At 71.1% G+C, this 14,030-nt stretch carries 11 protein-coding genes; 7 read left to right on the forward strand and 4 right to left on the reverse strand.

Features of this window, described 5'->3' with window-relative positions; genetic code table 11:
* The coding region (locus ABZS66_RS47480) for a DUF4229 domain-containing protein (protein WP_354769646.1) at window positions 1-400 on the reverse strand (400 nt) is incomplete at its 3' end.
* Window positions 401-540: 140 nt separating this feature from the next.
* Between ABZS66_RS47480 and ABZS66_RS47485 the strand changes: the two genes are divergently transcribed.
* From ABZS66_RS47485 to ABZS66_RS47500, 4 genes are read left to right on the forward strand one after another with little or no spacing between them, the layout of a single operon-like run.
* On the forward strand, window positions 541-1,308 hold the full coding sequence (locus ABZS66_RS47485) for an SCO2525 family SAM-dependent methyltransferase (RefSeq protein ID WP_354769647.1): 768 nt from the start codon (window positions 541-543) through the stop codon (window positions 1,306-1,308).
* 22 nt (window positions 1,309-1,330) lie between these two features.
* Complete coding sequence (locus tag ABZS66_RS47490) at window positions 1,331-3,175, forward strand: SCO2524 family protein (RefSeq protein ID WP_354769648.1); 1,845 nt, start codon at window positions 1,331-1,333, stop codon at window positions 3,173-3,175.
* Between the two features lies 1 nt (window position 3,176).
* Window positions 3,177-4,094, forward strand: coding sequence for an SCO2523 family variant P-loop protein (locus ABZS66_RS47495; RefSeq protein ID WP_354769649.1), 918 nt, complete (start codon window positions 3,177-3,179; stop codon window positions 4,092-4,094).
* Window positions 4,095-5,051 (forward strand): SCO2522 family protein, encoded by a 957-nt coding sequence (locus ABZS66_RS47500; protein WP_354769650.1) that lies wholly within the window; start codon window positions 4,095-4,097, stop codon window positions 5,049-5,051. It begins immediately after the preceding gene.
* Here ABZS66_RS47500 and ABZS66_RS47505 read toward each other — a convergent pair.
* Window positions 5,004-6,044, reverse strand: a complete 1,041-nt coding sequence (locus ABZS66_RS47505; protein WP_354769651.1) for a phosphatidylserine/phosphatidylglycerophosphate/cardiolipin synthase family protein — start codon at window positions 6,042-6,044, stop codon at window positions 5,004-5,006. The genes ABZS66_RS47500 and ABZS66_RS47505 overlap by 48 nt on opposite strands.
* Window positions 6,045-6,103: 59 nt before the next feature.
* The gene (locus tag ABZS66_RS47510; RefSeq protein ID WP_354769652.1) at window positions 6,104-7,078 is read right to left on the reverse strand and encodes an SCO2521 family protein; all 975 of its coding nucleotides are present in this window, start codon (window positions 7,076-7,078) and stop codon (window positions 6,104-6,106) included.
* A 110-nt stretch (window positions 7,079-7,188) separates the two neighbouring features.
* On the opposite strand from ABZS66_RS47510, the gene ABZS66_RS47515 reads away from it, so the two are divergent.
* Window positions 7,189-8,142 carry an FAD-dependent oxidoreductase gene (locus ABZS66_RS47515; RefSeq protein WP_354769653.1) on the forward strand — a complete coding sequence of 318 codons (954 nt, stop codon included), beginning with the start codon at window positions 7,189-7,191 and terminating at the stop codon, window positions 8,140-8,142.
* On the opposite strand, the gene mqnE is transcribed toward ABZS66_RS47515, so the two are convergent.
* Window positions 8,139-9,308 carry an aminofutalosine synthase MqnE gene (mqnE, locus tag ABZS66_RS47520; RefSeq protein WP_354769654.1) on the reverse strand — a complete coding sequence of 390 codons (1,170 nt, stop codon included), beginning with the start codon at window positions 9,306-9,308 and terminating at the stop codon, window positions 8,139-8,141. The genes ABZS66_RS47515 and mqnE overlap by 4 nt on opposite strands.
* A gap of 295 nt (window positions 9,309-9,603) precedes the next feature.
* Between mqnE and ABZS66_RS47525 the strand changes: the two genes are divergently transcribed.
* Both ABZS66_RS47525 and ABZS66_RS47530 read left to right on the forward strand, forming a co-directional pair.
* On the forward strand, window positions 9,604-11,079 hold the full coding sequence (locus tag ABZS66_RS47525; protein WP_354769655.1) for a C40 family peptidase: 1,476 nt from the start codon (window positions 9,604-9,606) through the stop codon (window positions 11,077-11,079).
* A 130-nt stretch (window positions 11,080-11,209) separates the two neighbouring features.
* The coding region (locus ABZS66_RS47530; RefSeq protein WP_354769656.1) for a hypothetical protein at window positions 11,210-14,030 on the forward strand (2,821 nt) is incomplete at its 3' end.

Raw genomic sequence — 14,030 nt, forward strand, 5'->3', positions numbered from 1 at the left:
CGGACGCCTCCTCACGCAGGCCCCTCAGCAGGAAGAAGGCCAGCACCGCGGAGACCAGGACCGCGATCATGAGCTTCAGCGGCACGCTGACGTCGAGCGGCACCGCGAGAGTCGCCGCGGCGACGGCCACGAAAAGGCCGAGGCGGGCGAGCGTGTACTTCAGGAACGGAGACATGGTTTGCCCAGCGTAACGCCGCCACGGCGGACACCACCCGCCGGGCACCGCCAGTCGGATACACGACATCGACGGACAACCGGTGGCCGCCCAACAGGTCGTCGACAAAACTCGCTCGTTTCCCGCGTTGGACGCCGGGTAGCGCTGGACCGTACGATGCGGCCTTTCGCACCACCCGTCACTCCAGTAACATGCCTCGATTTCGTCGTAACGGTGCGTTACCATCCCGTTGAGTCCTGTTCACGGTCGAATCGCCCCAGGGGTCACCTTCCCTGACCCCGGCGCGAGTCCGCCCGGATCTCGATCCCAGCCGGCCTGGATTCGCACCGCTCCAGCTGACCCGCTGACCGGATGGAGAGCCGGCTATGAACATGGGGACGCCGTCGGCGGCCACGCAGGAGCACGCCAATTCGGCCTACCCATGGGATTCGTTCGACCCGACGCAGTACGTGCTGGACAACTACGCGACCCTCATCGAGGACGATCGTCAGATCTTGCAGATGGTGCGAGATTTCTTCATCAGCCACGCGCCGAACGGCGCAGCGCACGGGGTGGACGTCGGGGCGGGCGCGAACCTTTACCCGATGATGGCGATGCTGCCGTTCTGCGACAGTGTGACGCTCTTCGAGCGCAGTCGATCGAATGTGGCCTGGCTGGGCGACCAGCTGCCGGATTTCGGCCCGATCTGGGACCCGTTCTGGGCGGTGCTCGCGGCCAAGGAGGACTCGCCCTATGGCCTGATCGACCCGCGGGTCGTGGCCGGGCGGGTGCGGGTGCAGCCCGGCGACCTGTTCGAGCTGGAGCGCGGCCGGTGGGACCTGGGCACGATGTTCTTCGTGGCCGAGTCGATGTCCGAGGAGATGGACGAATTCGACGAGGCCCTGCAGAAGTTCGTGCACGCCCTGCGGCCCGGGGCGCCATTCGCCGCGGCCTTCATGGCGGAGTCCCCGGGGTACACGGTCGGGGGAATCCGGTATCCCGCCGTCTCGGTGACGGTCGACGATGTACTGCAGAGCCTGAAACCGCTCGTTGAAGAGGTCACCGTCGAGCCGGTATTCTCGGGTGAGGTCATCAAGCCGAAATACAAGGGCATGATCCTCGCCCTGGGTCGGGCGGGAGCGGCGATCGACTGAATAAGCGCGCGGTGGGAGGCCCATGAGGATCCAGCCCCGTCAACAGTTGCTCGAATCGTGGCGCGCCGTGGCGCGCACGTCCTTTCAGAAGGGCACCTGGGTCTGGGAAGGCCGGCGCCAGCGCAATTCGATCAGCGACGCCGAGCAGCTGTTGTGCCTGATGGGTCCGGCGACCGAGGTCCCGACCTTCAAGCTCGACCAGCCCAACGAGACCGCCGAGGACGTCGAGCGCGCGCTGGAGGTGCTCGGCGACAGCGTCGAGGTGCCGCAGCGCCTGGTGCACGTCATCCATGAGTACCTCACGACGTACATCGACGAGGACGGCCGCCCGACGTTCGGCGGCGGCAGCTACTTCACGGCGATCGACGACGAGCGCGAGCCGACCGAGGCGCAGCGCTCGCTCGACGTGGTGGACTCGTTCGCCATCTCGATCCGCCTGACCCTGGCGATCATCGGCTTCGCCAAGGTCTTCCGCCGGGTCCTCACCCGCCAGCAGCTGCGCGACGACGTGCGCCGCATCGAGGAGCTGGCGAGCCAGCGGCTGACCGGCGCCATGATCGGCCTGATGCGCAGCTTCACGGTGTACGTCCTCGATCCGGACTCGCCCGAGGGCACCAACCTGCTGCAGATGATCAACCAGTCGCGCCAGTCGCGGAGCCGGATCCGCCAGGACTTCCAGACCGGGATCGAGGAGATCCGGGCCGGTCTGCGCGACGTGACGTTCGGCCTCGGTGAGGTACCGGACCTCGACAACGACAACAAGGTCTTCGAGTGCGGCTGGTCCTGGGGCATCACCAAGGGCGCACCCAGGGTGGACACCAGCGCCGAGGGCGTCCTGCAGCCCGTCGGCTACGCGCTGGCCGCGCCCTACGCCTACTTCACCGCGGTCGCACTCGACTGCATGCAGCACCTGTTCTCCGAGCGCACCCGTCTGCTGGGCCTGCTCGACGACGAGCAGCAGCGCCTGGCCCGGGCCCTGCAGATCCGCTACGACCTGACGCTGTCGTACTGGTCGACGATCGCCCGCTTCGGCGACGAGCGCTGGCCGCTGGAGAACGTGCCCTGGATGACGGTCGACGGCTCCCAGTCCGACTACCTGAGCCTGCTCGTGTCGTCGATGGTGGTCCTCGACATGAGCGTCAACCGGGTCGACAACGAGTCCGACCCGGTCCGCATCGGCCAGGTGCTGGAGGAGCTGGCCGAGCGCTCCCGCATCACCCGCCGCCCCATCTCCGACGACGACCCGGCGCTCGCCCTGCACCTGCCCGGCTTCCCGTTCCAGCTCGACGGCAGCGAGGAGGTCGGCGGCCCGATGCTCAACTGGGAGCTGGCCGACTTCTCCACCCAGCTGCTCAAGCAGACGCTGCGCGTCGCCGGCCTGATCAACCGGGTCGACCAGCGCAACGAGATGACCAACCTGGTCGACGAGGTGTGGGAGCACGTCACCGGTCGGCGTATCGAGCAGGGCCCGGCCGCCGGGCTGTGGGACCAGCCCTCGGCCATCTACCCGGCGCTGCCCCCGTCCGACGAGGCCGCGTCCTGGTACTACTCGGAGCGGGTGATCAGCTGCCTGGTCGCCGCGGCCAACCTGATCGACAGCCCGCCGCTGCGCAGCCCGGGGCTGATCAACCACGCCACCCAACTACTGGCCGAGGCCGACCACATCTACGACCAGGAGCTGCTGCGGATCTCCGCCGACTCCGGGCCGTCCATGCGCGAGGCGCTGAAGTCGGCCGGCGCGTCCCTCCGCCGGGCCCACGACGTGATCCGTATCCGGCCTGGCACCGCCGCGGCGCTGGCCGCGCAGGTGCTCGTCGACCTCGACCGGCTGAGCGCAGCCCGGCGCGACGCGAGCGGGGCCCGCTGACATGCTGGTCTTCGCCACCTCGGACAAGGGCGGCACCGGGCGGTCGGTGACGAGCAGCAATATCGTGTACCGCAGAGCGCTCCAGGGCGGCGACGTCTGCTACCTCGACTTCGACTTCGGCTCGCCCACGGCGGGCACGGTGTTCCAGATCGAGGGCCTCGTGCATGGCAAGCGCGGCCGCGGCCTGCACTCCTACCTGCAGGGCCGCATCGGCGAGCCGTACTCGGTCGACGTCTGGTCGGAGTCCGAGGGCGACTCGCTGCGCCACCAGCCGCTGCGCTCCGGCCGGCTGGTGCTCTTCCCCGGCGACAGCGGCGGCGGCGAGCTGCCCAGCTCCCCGGAGATGGTGCGCCGCTGCGCCGACCTCTTCCTCAAGCTGGAGGAGGAGTATGAGATGACGCTGGTCGACCTGAGCGCCGGCCGCTCGCACGCGGTCGAGACGGTGCTGGCCGCGACGGCCGAGCCGCAGCTGCAGTCGCTCACCAGCCGCTGGCTCGTCTTCCACCGCTGGACCCGCCAGCACATCATCGCCGCCGCCGACCTGGTCTTCGGCGAGCAGGGCATCCTGGAGACCGGCGCCCGGCTCGGCCACGACCGCGACGAGCTGACCCGGCAGATCCGCTTCGTGCGCACCGCGGTCGTCGACCCCAGCTCCGACGACCTCGCCGGCCTGCGCCCGGCCCAGGTGGCCTGGCTCGAGGACTGCAACTACGAGCTGCAGCGCCTCGCCGGCAAGCACGGCCTGGGCCGCACGCTGGTGCTCGGCAGCGTCCCGCTCGACCCGGTGCTGCAGTGGCGCGAGCAGCTCATCGCCGACGACGACGTCAAGCTGCGCCAGATCGCCAACCAGGAGACGCTCGACGCGTTCGAGCGGCTGGCCCAGCGGCTGGTCGACGACAACGCCTGGGAAGGGCTGTAGATGGGCGGTGCGGCGACGTTCCGGGAAGCGGGGGCCGAGCCGCGCAGCGCGTCGCTGCCGTTGTCGCACTTGTCGATCGAGGTCGGTCATCTGTACTTCGAGGACTTCCGCGACGGCCCCGAGCGCCTGAAGGCCCACTTCGCGCAGCTCGCGCCGTGGGTGAGCGCCGCAATCGACATCCACCGCCGGGCGATCACCGGCCGGTCGCCGCGGCTGAGCACCTGCTTCCTGATCGACGACTACTTCGGTCCGAAGCAGCCGCCGAGCGAGATCCTGCCGATGCTGCTGGCCGCCGCCGAGGCCAACGGTGTGCGCATCGACTACATCGCGCGGGAGTCGGCGTGCGCCGAGGCCGACGGGGTGGAGCTGGCCCGGCTGGTCGAGGAGCGGATCGTGGCCGACCCGCCGCCCGGCACCAACGGCTCGCGGCCGCCGGTCGGCGAGACCGGCTGGCTGAGCAACGGCGAGCGCTCGCCGGCGGGCGCCGGCGGCGAGGCGATGGGTGGTCTGCAGCCCTGGCGCCCGCCGGCCCAGAACGCGGCCAACCGGCACTCGATCTTCGTCGACGTGCAGCTCTGGGACGAGCCCGACCGGCATCGCCGCTGGTCGTGCGCGTATCTGGCATCGGTCTGGCAGCTGCTGCGGCTCGGCCTGCTGCGCCACGACGGCCGGGCCGTCGCGGTGCCGCGCCCGTGGGAGGGCGCGTATCCGAGCGAGTGGGGGCGGTTGCCGGCCGTCATGCAGGTCAACCCGGCCGCGGCGCCGTTCAGCGCGTACCGCTCCCTCTCCGTCCTCGGCAGCCGCTTCTTCGCCACCGAGCAGGCGGTGCGCACCATCCTGGGCCAGGTGGCGATCGAAGCGGGCCTGAGCGAAGACGTCGTGCGGCGGGGCGGGGACGAGGGGATCGTCCTACCGCTCGCCGCGGTCGATCGCCTTCAGTACGTTTTCATCGGCTGAGTGGATCGGTCGGGCCGAGCTGTAGAGGTCCTTGAACCGCAGGATGCGGTCCTTGACCCGGGTGGCGCGCAGCTCCAGCCGGGTGGTGACGATCGTCGGGCGGATCGAGCCGTCGATGCTGGAGGCCGGCGTCGACTCGTAGCTGATGACGTCGTCGAACAGGATGAAGTCGAACAGCGAGCTGCGCCGGGTGCCCGGGATCGCCCGCGTGTCGAGCAGCCGCACCTCGATGCCCATCTCCTTCTGGAGGAAGCAGTTCTCCATGAACATCGGGTCGTCGGCCAGGCCGGGGCGGTCGAGGATGAACACGCGCCGGATTCGCACTCCTCGATCAAGAGCGTCCCGTTGTACCTCCAGATAGCGCTGCCCCAGGTCGCTGGTCCACAGGCTGCCGTCGACGAACCCCGATCCCCTGGCATCGACGGTGGTGAGGCTGATCGCGTCGATGCTCGACCGGCAGTTGCCGGTCAGCGACAGCATCCAGTCGCGGTCCTCGCCCTCGTAGGTGACGTTCCCGCCCTCGCTGAGCTCCTTCAGGAACTCCGACATGCGACTGATCTCGGCCTGGGCGAACCGGAACACCAGATCAGGGGCCTGCGGGTCGATCTGCGTGGAGTGCCGCACGAGCTGGGTGACCGCGTCGGTGCGCAGCGCGGACGCCTCGACCAGACCGAACAGCTGGGTCGCCTCGTTGATCTTCGCGAACCCGCCCTGCACGACCTTGTCGATCTCGACGAGCTTGTCGTTCAGCACGTCGTTGATCGCCGTGAACCGGCTGTCGACCAACTGCCCGACCCGCTGGGAATGTTCCGACTCGGCCTTTTCCACCGACTGCATCCGGTTTTCCAGTTCGTGCATGAACTGGGTGAGAAACGTGTAGCCGCCGATCAGCAGCGACAGCGTGATCGCCCAGATCTGCGGCTCCTCGATCTGTTCGATCAAGACATTCGTCAGCAGGTACGCGATCGTGCCGATGCCCACCGACAAGAACATTTTCTTGATGATCTTCGACTGTGCCAGCACGTCCCTGGGACGCGTGGCTCCCCCCTCGGTCACCGGCTGCCCTCCCCGAGCCGGGCGCCGAACAACGCGATCGTGTTCAACGCCAACTGATCCCTGATCCGATCGACACACGACCGCCATTGACGACTCATCCCGGGCCGGTCCTCGAGGCTGCGCCACAGCTGGGCCGCCGCCTCGCCCTGTTCCAGCCGGGCTTCGGGCATCCACAGGTGCAGCAGATGCTCGACCGCGGGCCGGAGCCGGGCCATGACCTTGACGTCATCGTCGTTTCCCATGCGGCTGCTCTCGATCACATGGAGCAGGGTGGTCAGCAGCCAGTCGTGCAGCGCAACGTCGTCACAGAAGTCACCGATCGTGTCCACATCGACGGCGCGGCACTGCACCACCAACGTCCTGCCTCCGCCGCTCGCCACCGTGAGCGACGGCCCAGCCAGCTCTCCCTCCGTCACCAGCGCCGCCCACCGCAGCTTGGTCCGGCCGGCCCGCAGTGGGGCCCGCCGGTCCAGGACGGGCGACTTCTGTACCTCGTCGACCAGCCGCGTGCTGACGCTGGCCAGGTCGAGCACGTTCTCGTCGGGCTCGGCGTCGATGAACCCGCGGGCCAGGCCCGCCGCGTCGAGCCGCTTGGCGATCACCTCGGCGCGGCCCGGCCGGGCCAGGTAGTGCGACCAGGGCAGCCGCCGCCGGTCGGCGCTCGCCTCCAGGCCGATCCGCGAGGACGCCTGGAGCAGGTGACCACCCGTGATCGCGACGCGGCTCGCGACGGTGCCGATGGCCCGCACGCGGGCGCCGTCGGGCGTGGCGAGCCGGCAGTCGACGCCGGTCAGCACGCTCGGCGAGCACACGTGGGCGATGGGCCGCTCGTACCGGCGGACGCGCTCGCCGCCGACCAGCCGCACGAGCCGCTCGCACGCGTTGACCGGCAGCGCGGCCGAGCTCTGCAGCAGTGCGGTGTGCACCTCGCCGAGCACGAGAAAGGTGCCGGCCGACGGTGTTTGCGACATTTGGCACCCCCCACGGCTGTCCGTCGGCGAGATTCGATTCCACATCATCACCATGGATCTATGCAACCGCGCGTATTCACTTGATGACGATGATGGCCTACTGTCGTCGTATGCACACCGGACGCGGGGTCGTGGTGGTCGGAGCCGGCGTGTCTGGATTGACGACGGCGATTTGCCTGGCCGAGGCCGGATATCGCGTCACGGTCCGCGCCGCGGAGCTGGATCTCGACACCACGTCTTTCGCCGCGGGCGCGATCTGGGGACCGTATTTGGCAAAAGATGAACGGATCTTTCCCTGGAGTGATGAAACCCGACAGATCCTTTTGGGGCTGACGGGCGACCCGGACGCGACCGGCGTGCGCGACGGGCACGGGCTGGAGGCGGCCCGGACCGCTGTCGACCCGCCGGCCTGGATGAGCGCGCTGCCGGGGTTCCGGGCGGCGACGGCGGGCGAGCTGCCGGACGGGTTCGTCGTGGGGTGGTGGTACTCGGCGCCGCTCGTCGACATGCCGGTCTACCTGCGGTACCTGCGGGGAAGGCTCGAGGCGACGGGCACCCCGGTCGAACGGCGCAGCGTCGACGCCCTGGCGGAGGCGGCCGAGGGCGACGAGATCGTCGTGAACTGCACCGGGGTCTACGCCGGCAAGCTCACCGGCGACGAGTCACTCGTGCCCACCCGCGGCCAGATCGTCGTGGTCGAGAACCCGGGGATCGACGAGTTCTTCTGCGAGCACGACGAGTCGGCGCTGCCGATCGCCTGCCTGCCGCACGGGCCGAGCCTGGCGCTCTGCGGCAGCATCGAGCCGGGCCGCTGGGACCGCGAGCCCAACCCGGACATCTCGGCGCAACTCATCCGGATGTGCGCGACGATCGACCCGCGCGTGGCGACCGCGAAGGTGCTCGACCACCGCGTCGGCATCCGGCCGTACCGGCCGACCGTGCGCCTGGAGCACGAGCGGGTCGGCGGGCTGGACGTGGTGCACAACTACGGGCACGGCGGCGCCGGGGTGACCGCGTCCTGGGGCTGCGGTCACGCCGTCGTCGGGATCGTCTCAGGCCTTTAGGCCCATACCTTCTGCGGCTCCGAGCGCCGCTCGGCGAGCGGGGTCGGCTTGTCGTACTCGCGCACGATCTCGTACTTCGTGTTGCGCTCGACCGGCTGGAACCCGGCGTCCCAGATCAGGTGCAGCAGGTCCTCGCGGTGCATGGTGTTGGGCGTGCCGTAGCTGTCCGCGTCGTGCGTGATCTTGTACTCGACGACCGAGCCGTCGAGGTCGTCCACGCCGAAGTTGAGGCTGAGCTGCGCGACCGAGAGCCCGTGCATGACCCAGAAGCACTTCACGTGCGGGACGTTGTCGAACATCAGCCGCGACACCGCGAAGGTCTTGAGCGACTCGGCCGGGCTGGCCATCTTCGTGCGGGCCTGCAGCCGGTTGCGGACCTTGCCGTCCGCCGAGTCGACGAAGTCGTGCTGGTAGCGCAGCGGGATGAACACCGTGAAGCCGCCGGTCTCGTCCTGCAGCTCGCGGAGGCGCATCACGTGGTCGACGCGGTGCCGCGGCTCCTCGATGTGCCCGTAGAGCATCGTGGACGGCGTGCGGAGGCCCTTGCTGTGGGCGAGGCGGTGGATGCGCGACCAGTCCTCCCAGTGGGTGGCGTGGTCGACGATGTGCTGCCGGACCTCCCAGTCGAAGATCTCGGCGCCGCCGCCGGTCAGCGACTCCAGGCCGGCGTCCATGAGCTCGTCGAGGATCTCGTCGGCGGGCAGGCCGGAGATCTTCTCGAACCACTGGATCTCGGTCGCGGTGAACGCCTTGAGGTTGACCCCCGGGAGCGCGGCCTTCAGCTCCCGCAGGACCTTCGGGTAGTACTTCCAGGGCAGCGTCGGGTGCAGGCCGTTGACGATGTGCAGCTCGGTGAGCTGCTCGTCCTCCATCTCCTTGGCCTTCGCCACCGCCTCGTGGATGCGCATGGTGTAGGCGTCCTTCTCGCCCGGCTTGCGCTGGAAAGAGCAGTATGCGCAGCTCGCCGAGCAGACGTTGGTGAGGTTCAGGTGCCGGTTGACGTTGAACATCACCCGGTCGCCGCTCTTCTCGGTGCGCACCTGGTGGGCCAGCCGGCCCAGCCAGACGAGGTCGTCGCTCTCGTAGAGCGCGACACCGTCCTCTCTGCTCAGCCGCTCACCGGCCGCGACCTTGGCCTCGATCTCGCGCTTCAAACCTGCGTCCACGACGTCAGCGTACGTCGGACCCTTTGTTCCACCCGCATTCACCTGCCTTCGCCGAACCTGACATTGATCACCACTCGACGGCTCTCGCCTTCGTACGGTAAACAAAAGTGGGCAGGAACACGGTCGGGCGGCAGACCGACTGATCGACCGGCGACGGTCGACCTTTGGGCGTGGCTATCCGACTGGGACGGTGGCGATGGAGGGGCTGGTACTGAGGGCTGCGGCATACCCTGGCGACGATTGGCAGGCACCCGTAGCGGTGCAGGTCAGCCCGCCGGTGGAGGCTCGGCCCCGGATGCGGATCCGGCGTGGGCGGCTGTTCGCCGCCACGGTGGTGTGCACGATGCTGTGTTCGCTGATCCCCCGGCCCGCCTACGCCGACCCCGGTCCCGGCATTCCGGACACCGGCTCTCGCCCGATCGCCTCCGGCTCGCTGGTCATGCCCGGCACCGGCACGAGCACCGCGCCGCCGGCCAGCGTGTCGACCTCCGCGCTGCGCGGCCCGCTCGCGGCCCGGCTGGCCGCCGAGGAAGCCGTCGTCACACAGCTCGGCCAGCGAAAACTCCAGGCGACCCTCGACGTCGAGGCGGCGCAGGCATCGGTGGCCGACGCCGAGGAGAAGCTCCGGCTCGCCGGCGAGCGGGTCGTCGAGTTGCGCAGCAAGGCCGACTCAGCCGCCGCCGACGCCTACAAGCACGCCGCCGGTCTGGGCCCCCTCGACCAGTACGCGCACGATCTGCACCAGTTCGGCATGCTCGCGCCCGGCCTGGGCGCGCAGCCGGGCGGGCAGGAGGCGGCCTACGACCTGCTCCGCGCCGAGCAGGAGGAGTCGGCGGCCCGCCAGGAGCTCATGGTCGCGCGCAGCGCGCTGCAGGCCGCGCAGGGCATCTACGCGCCGATCGAGGCCGAGTTCAACGTCAAGAACACGGCCTACCTTCAGCTCAAGGCGCAGAACGACGCCCAGGTCCTCCTGCTGGCGGCCGAGGAGGACCAGCGCGAGCAGAACCTGTACGGCAACGTCCCGGACAGCCCGAACATCGACGGCATGGTGGCCAACCCCAGGGCCCTCCAGGCGCTCAACTACGCCCTGGGCAAGATCGGCAGCTGGTACGTCTGGGGCGACGAGGGCCCGAACACCTTCGACTGCTCCGGCCTGGCCTACTGGTCCTACGGGCAGCTGGGCGTCCGGGTGCCGCGGGTGGCCAACGACATGTACCACGGCACGCCGAACATCCGGCCCTCGAAGAACCGGCTCGGTGACCAGCTCCTCCCCGGCGACCTGGTGTTCTTCGCCAGCGACCCGAGCGACTGGCGCTCGATCTACCACATGGGCATCTATGTCGGGAACGGCCGCATGGTCCACGCCCCGACCACCGGCGACAAGGTCAAGATCGGCCCGGTGAAGTGGTCGAAGCTGTTCGGCGCGTCGCGGATCTTCCCGGCCGTGCCCGGTCCGGGCGCCACCCAACCGCCGGCGACCACGCAGCCGCCCGCGACCAGGCGGCCTCCGGCGACGGTCCAGCCGCAGCCCACCGCGGATCCGACGACAGAGCCCACGACCGAGCCCACGACCGAGCCGACAACGGAGCCGACGACCGAGCCCACGACGGAGCCCACGACGGAGCCCACCTCCGAGCAGCCGACGACCGAGCCGAGCAAGGAGCCGGAGCCGTCGAAGGAGCCGGAGCCGTCCTCGGCGCCGCCGTCGGCCGCGACGTCGAAGTCGGCCAGCCCATCGGCGAAGCCCTCGGTGACGACGTCCGGCAGCTGACGTCCCGCTCAAACCCGACGCCATCCGATCCAGCGTTCCGTGACTCGATATGGCACCGTGGACGCGTGACCGGCGTGGGGGACGCCGGGCGCGATGATGCCTGCGGCAGGCAAGGTCATGGAGGGCACTGATGGACGAGCGGGACAACCGGGACGCGGCACGCGGCGAGGCGGTACCTTCGGGCCCGCCCGGCGCTGAACCGCCCGCGTCCGCCGAGGCCGTCGACCTGCCACCGCTGCCGCCGCCACCGCCCGTCGGGGCGGAGCTGCCGGAGGAGCCGGTCGACGAGGACCTCCCGGAGGCTTATGAACCGCCGCCTTCGCCGGTCGACGGTGCGCTGTGGCCGGGTGCCGACCTGGTCGGCGCCGCGTCACCCGGGGATGAGGCCGAGGAGGATCCCGAGGTCGCGGCGCTGATGGCGGCGTTCGGCGACTCGGGCCCGTCACCGTCCGACACGGGTGACGCCGGCCTGGCCGAGGCGCAACCGGAGGAGGACGCCCCGGACGACCCGAACTCCGGGCTCGGCGAGGCGCCGTCGACACAGACGCCCACCTCGGGTGGCTCGTTCCCCGCTCCCGAGCAGCCGGAGCCGCCGCGCCAGCCGTGGAACCTCGGCGCGTCGCACTCCTCGGCGTCGAACCAGCCGGACGACTCGCCTTCTCCGTTCGACGGCGGGTCGGCCGGCCTCGCCGAGGCTCCTTCCTCCTCTGACGACGAGGTCGGCTCGGCCGGCCTGGCGGAGGCCCCGTTCTCTGCTGATGCTGCTCCTGGTTCTCCCGGATCTCCTGGTTCTCCTGAGGACGACCTGATCGCGGCCTCGGTTGGCGGCTCGGAGCCGCCGGCGTACCAGCTGCCGAGCTTCGAGGCGGTCGCCAGCACGTACGGCCCGCCGCCGACCGACGACTCCCTGCCTCCGCCGGTCGACGACCCGTCGTCCGGGGACGTCGTGGCCGACCCGTTCGGCCCGGCTCCGCTGGAGGGCTTCGCCCCGGCGGCCGTGGACGACTCCGCTGACGTCGCTTCCGGCGCCGCGCTCGACGCTGCCGCCCCTGCTGATGCGTACCGCGCTTCGACCTGGGCCTCGGAGTCCTCGGCCGCGTCGATCTCCGCCTCGCCCCTGCCCTCGTCCCCGCTGGACAACGACTCAGGCCCGATCCCGCCGCTGCCGAGCCGCACCCCGCGGATGCCGGCCCCGGAGTCGTCCTGGGACGCGTTCGCAAAGCCGTGGACGGCCCAGCCGGCCGCGGAGTCGACCCCGTCGTACCAGGTCCCGTCGGCCGAGCCCCCGGCGTCGACGTACGGCCCACCGCCGACCTCGAACCCCGCCTCGACCTACGGCCCGCCACCGACCTCAAACCCGGCGCCGACGTACGGTCCGCCACCGACCTCGGACCCGGCCTCGACGTACGGTCCGCCACCGACCTCGGACCCGGCCTCGACGTACGGCCCACCGCCGTCGTCGGACCCCGCACCGTCCTATGAGCCGGCGCCGGTGGTTCACCCGTTCGCCCGCACCCGCCCACCGGCGGCGGACCCCGCTCCCCCGGCGTACTCGATCCCGGGCGCGGAGCCGTCGAACCCGGCCCCACCGTCGTACTCGACGCCGAGCGCCGAACCGTCCCTCGCGGCCTACGGTGCCAATGCGGACCCATCCCCCGCCGCGTCCGGCGCCGCGGTGGACGCGGCCGGCGCCGCGGCAGCGGCCGGCGGAGTGGCAGGCGCGCTGGCGGGCGTGGCCGCGGCCCGGGCAAGCGCCTCGGTGCGCGGCGCCCAGTCGGTGAGCGCCGAGGAGGCCGCGGAGGCCATCCGCTCCCGCTCGTCGGCCGCCCCGGGCATCTACCGCGCGGGCGCGATGGCTACTCCACCCGTGGAGGCGGCGGATCCCCTCGGGCCGATCCCGGGTCCGGCTCCGTCCCCGTTCCCGAGCCCCGAGCCGATCCCCCGGCCCGAGCCGACCCCGTTCCCCCCGGCACCGGCCCCGGAGCCGATCCCGACCCCGTACCCACCATCTCCGGAGCCCCAGCCGTCTCCGGAGCCCGAGCCGACCCCGGAGCCGGAACCAGTCCCACCGTCGCCTCTCCCGGAGCCGGAACCGACGCCGCAGCCCGGCCCGATACAGGCCCCGGAGACGTCCACACCTCCGGCGTACACGACCCCGTCGGCGGAACACCCCTGGGGCGGCGGCAGCCAGCCCAACCAGCCGCAGCCATGGCAGCCGACTCCACAGTCCGGCGCCGCTCCGACCTGGAACCAGCCCCAGCCCGGCTGGACGCCCCCAGCCCCCCAACAGCCCTGGACACAGCAACCAGCCGCCGGCTGGCAGCCCGGCCAGCCCGGCCAGCCCGGCCAGCCCGGACATGCAGGTCAGCCCGGGTACGGCGGCCAGCCCGGGTACGCGGGCCAAGCGGGCGTTCCCGGCCAGCCCGGTCAACCCGGCTACGCAGGCCAGCCCGGAGCTCCCGGCCAGCCCGGCTACGGCGGCCAGGCTGCCGTCCCGGGCCAGCCCGGATTCGCAGGCCAGCCGGGCGTTCCCGGCCAGCCCAACACCGGCGGCCAGCCCGGCTACCCCGCGCAGCCCGGCCAGGCCGGCTACTCCCGCCAGCCCGGCTACCCCCAGCCCGGCCAGCCCGGGTACGCAGGCCAGCCAGGCCCCACAGGCCAGCCCGGCTACGCAGGCAACCCAGGCTTCCCAGGCTCACAGGGCACTGGCCCCCAGCCGGGCCAGCCCGGCTATGCAGGCCACGCCGCCGTCCCCGGCCAGCCGGGCGTACCGGGCCACCCGGGCGCCCCAGGCCAACCGGGCTACACGGGCCACGCAAGCGTCCCCGGCCAGCCCGCGTACCCGGCCCACCCCGGCTACGCAGGCCAAGCGGCCGCACCCGGCGCCCAGCCCGGACAGCCCGGACAGCCCGGACAGCCCGGACAGCCCGGACAGCCCGGACAGCCCGGAC

The sequence above is a fragment of the Dactylosporangium sp. NPDC005572 genome (assembly GCF_040605515.1).
Taxonomy (GTDB): Bacteria; Actinomycetota; Actinomycetes; order Mycobacteriales; family Micromonosporaceae; genus Dactylosporangium.